Origin of the sequence: Pantoea sp. Morm (assembly GCF_016643525.1) — a bacterium.
Taxonomy (GTDB): Bacteria; Pseudomonadota; Gammaproteobacteria; order Enterobacterales; family Enterobacteriaceae; genus Pantoea; species Pantoea dispersa.
On record NZ_VOQX01000172.1, the window covers coordinates 1 to 4,082 of the forward strand.

Here is a 4,082-nt window from a genome sequence, read left to right on the forward strand (position 1 = left end):
GACTTTGGTCGCAACTACAGCGAACTGGCGGCGAGCTGGCTGTGGGTGGCCGCGCTCGGCGGCGTGCTGCTGTGGCTGGGCACGCGACCAAAACGCCGGTTGAAAACCGTGCGAAAGGGGTTTGCCTTCACCCGGCACTGGCACATCACGCTAGGGCTGACGCTGCTGCTCGGGCTGCTGTTCTTCTCCGTTACCGGCCTCACCTGGTCACAATGGGCAGGTAGCAATATCGATAAGATGCGTACCGAGCTTAACTGGCTGACGCCACAAGTGAATACGGCGCTCAGCGGTGATGCGCCCGCCGCGCCGGCGGATCCTCATGCCGATCACCGCAGTATGCCGGACATGGACATGACCAGCATGCCGATGTCGTCGATGGCGAAACCGGCGACGCAGCCAGCGAAGTCACTGCCGGCAAATGCCGCCGACGCTGACTGGGATCGCGTGCTGGCGGCGGCGCGTCAGGATGGCATCCGCGCGGCTAAAGTGGAGCTGCGCCAGCCGAAAAGCGAGGGCAAAGCCTGGACGGTGAGTGAGATTGATCGCAGCTGGCCCACCCAGGTGGATGCGGTGTCCGTGAATCCGCAAAGCTTCGCGATTGTCGATCACGTCTGGTTTGATCGCTTCCCGCTGGTGGCAAAACTGACGCGCTGGGGCGTCGATGCGCACATGGGCGTGCTGTTTGGCTGGCCTAATCAGCTGTTGCTGGCGCTGTTTGGCCTGGGTTTGTGCAGCATGATTGTGCTGGGTTATCGTATGTGGTGGCTGCGCCGCCCGGCTCTCGATCAGGCCAGCCCGGCGCAAACCCTGAGCGCAAGCTGGCTGGCGCTGCCGCACTATGCCAAAGGGGTTTGCCTGATGCTGGCGCTGGCGCTCGGTTATGCCCTGCCGGTGATGGGCGTCAGCCTGCTGGCCTTCGTGCTGGTGGATGTACTGCGCTGGCGCAGACAACAGCGGGCGCCGATGAGCGAAGCGGAAATTCTCGCCGCGCAGCAGTCGCCGCTCGGTATCGTGCGGGCGCGCTTCACGGTGAAACGCAAGGAGATGCGTTACTACCTGCGTGGGCTGTTTATTCTGGCGCTGATTGTCGGTACGGTGATGAGCAATGCGATTATCGGCGGCGTGATCGATCAATACGGCATCCCGTTCAGCCACTGGACGCTGACCATGTATCTGACGCAGGGCTTTATGATCGCGCTTTACACCACGGTGTTCACCGCGCTGATGTCGATTCCGCTGTGGTATTTCTTCCTCGGCGAAAAGGATGATTCGCAGGGATAAGGCGTAAAAAACGGCGGATGATCCCCCATCCGCCGTTTTGTCTGACAAATGTCAGCGTGTTATCCGCCTCAGAAATCGGCCTTCAGCACCACGCGGTAATTAGCTTTACCGGCGCGTACGTGATCCAGCGCTTCATTGATTTTTGACATCGGGAACTCTTCCACCTGCGGTGCCACATCGGCGCGTGACGCCAGACGCATCAGCTTACGCAGCTGGCCCGGTGAACCGGTAGAAGAACCTGTTACCGCGCGATCGCCCAGAATCAGACTGAACGCTGGCACCTCAAATGGCTTCATTACCGCGCCCACGGTGTGGAACTTACCGTGCGGAGCCAGCGCCTGGAAGTACGGCTGCCAGTCCAGATCGACGGCTACGGTGCTGATAATCAAATCAAATTGCCCGGCCAGCGCGTTCAGCGCCTGCGGATCGCGGCTGTTGACCACACGATCGGCGCCCATGGCTTTGATGGATTCGGTTTTGCTGGCATTCGAACTGAACGCCGTAACTTCAGCACCCATGGCGCGCAGCAGTTTGATCGCCATATGGCCGAGGCCGCCAATACCGATTACGCCGACGCGGCTGGTGGCCGTTACATGGTGCATCAGCAGCGGTTTGAATACGGTAATGCCGCCACACAGCAGCGGACCGGCAGAGGTGATGTCCATGGATTCCGGCAGCGGAATCACCCACTGCCAGTCGGCGCGCAGATGGCTGGCGAAACCGCCTTTGTTCATGATGGTGGGCACTGAACCGTTCTCACAGTTGACCTGCTCGCCATTGATGCAGGCATCACAGTGCTGGCAGCTTTTCGCGGTCCAGCCGATACCCACGCGCTGGCCGACCTTCAATCCTTTGTCCTGCGCCGCATCGCCGAGTGCGCTGATGCGACCAATCACTTCGTGACCGGCAATGACCGGATAAGAGGAAATGCCCCACTCGTTATCAATCATCGACAAATCAGAATGGCACACACCGCAGTAATCGACCTCAACCAGCACTTCTTCCGCCGCCAGCGGACCGGTTTCGTACTCGTACGGTACCAGCGCATCACCGGCGTTGTGTGCGGCATAACTTTTGATTTTCATTACTGTCCTCTGTTTTCAGCGTTGTTAACCCAGGAAGTCTAGCAGAGCGTATTGCATGATTATGATTAAATTTCAGCCAATTAGAGTCTGTTAAGCGTAACGGGGAAAGAAAAGCATTTCGCGTTAAAGCGAATCGTGACTGGGCGGACTGCGGAACGCATGGCGCGCCTCTTCTATCAGCTGGCTGGCGGTGACGGTGGGCGGCAAACGCGTCAGCACTTTGCTGGCCTGCCAGTAACACAGCACCATCTCCTCGTTAGTTTCGTTCTCCGCCATTTCCCTTAAGCGCCTGCGCAGGCTCAGCACGTCCAGCGTTTGCTGTTCATCCACCATCTCAGCGATGGTTTGGTTGATGACCTGATGAATAATTTTCCAGGAAAGATCGGCAAACACATTAAACCTCGTGACGTAGTAACGGGCTCCAGGCAAATGAGGAAAAGGTGCACGCCCAGCGGCACGCAAATAATCTAACTGGGATAACTATAGCCGCTTATTTAACCAGCAAACGGCTGGCCGCCTGCGTATGCGGTAGCTTGCGGATCGGTAAATGAATTTTTTTCTCTCAGCGCGTGATGAACTGGCACTAAAACCCGGCGCTGGCGCGCGACCGCAGGATTTCGCAACAGATTTTACCTTGCGCTAAAACGGAGAATTCCGATAATCGCTATCTACTCATTTATATAGCGAATAGGAATCTACGCGTGAAGACGCTTACCCTACTGTTAATGACTGCCGCCGGCGGATTGAGTTTACCGGCGCAGGCCGCCATGGATATCCGCGTGACGTATGCCGGCTCGATGGGAAAAGTGATGGATCAGGCACTGGGCCCGGCATTTGCACAACAGCATGACGGTAAGTATGAAGGTCAGGGCCAGGGGGCTTACGGCATGGCGCGCCTGCTGGCGAGCAAAAAAATCACTGCTGACGTGTTCGTGTCTATTACTCCCGGTCCGATGCAGATCCTGAAAGACGCCGGACTGATCGACAACGCAGTACCGGTAGCCAGCACCAGCATGGTGATCGCCTATAACCCGAAGGGGCCGTTTGCGCCGCAGTTTGCCGCAGCCAAAGGCAATGATGGCCGCTGGCTTCAGCTGCTGGCAGCGCCGGGACTGAAATTTGGTCGGACCGATCCGGTAAACGATCCTAAAGGCCAGAACATCATTTTTACCCTGCTACTGGCGCAGAAGTATTACCGGCAGCCCGGCATCGCTGACCACATTCTCGGCGGTTACCAGAATCCCGCACAAACCCATCTGGAAGGTGGCTTGCTGACGCGGCTCGAGAGCGGTCAGGTGGATGCGGCTGCGGGCTATGAAAGCGAAGTGATCTCTGCCCATCTCCCTTACATCGCGCTGCCCGATGAAATCAACCTCAGCAATCCGGCGATGGCGACTAAGTGGTACAACACGGTCAGCTTTAGCGTCAAAGACAGCCAGGGTAAAGATAACGTGCTGCACACCCAGCCGCTGGTTTATTACGCGGCGGTGCTGAGGAATGCGCCGCACGGTACGGCCGCTGGCCAGGCTTTTGTCGATTTCATGCTGAGCGCGTCAGGCCAGGCGCTGTTTAAACAGCAAGGTTATGCCGCACCGAAGGGCGATGGGCTTTATATCCCATGAAAATCCGCCATGCTGGCGCGCTGTGGCTGTCGCTACCCGCCCTGGTGCTGCTGGCCGTACCGTTTATCACCCTGACGGGCGTCACACACTGGCA

The 4,082-nt window shown here is 57.9% G+C and carries 4 protein-coding genes; 2 read left to right on the forward strand and 2 right to left on the reverse strand.

Translation table 11 applies throughout. The features are described from left to right. Positions 1 to 1,281 (forward strand): DUF2534 family protein (locus FT726_RS26205; RefSeq protein WP_346303736.1); only part of this gene is annotated, 1,281 nt, incomplete at its 5' end. A 68-nt stretch (positions 1,282 to 1,349) separates the two neighbouring features. On the opposite strand, the gene FT726_RS26210 is transcribed toward FT726_RS26205, so the two are convergent. Together FT726_RS26210 and FT726_RS26215 are read right to left on the reverse strand one after the other, a co-directional pair. Then, on the reverse strand, positions 1,350 to 2,366 hold the full coding sequence (locus FT726_RS26210; protein ID WP_021508873.1) for an NAD(P)-dependent alcohol dehydrogenase: 1,017 nt from the start codon (positions 2,364 to 2,366) through the stop codon (positions 1,350 to 1,352). A gap of 123 nt (positions 2,367 to 2,489) precedes the next feature. After that, a complete protein-coding gene (locus FT726_RS26215) occupies positions 2,490 to 2,759 on the reverse strand; it encodes a hypothetical protein (protein WP_010616678.1) in 270 nt (89 codons plus the stop codon). Positions 2,760 to 3,091: 332 nt separating this feature from the next. Here FT726_RS26215 and FT726_RS26220 point away from each other — a divergent pair, with 332 nt between their 5' ends. Then, positions 3,092 to 3,988, forward strand: a complete 897-nt coding sequence (locus FT726_RS26220; RefSeq protein WP_152391540.1) for an extracellular solute-binding protein — start codon at positions 3,092 to 3,094, stop codon at positions 3,986 to 3,988. Positions 3,989 to 4,082 lie beyond the last annotated feature (94 nt).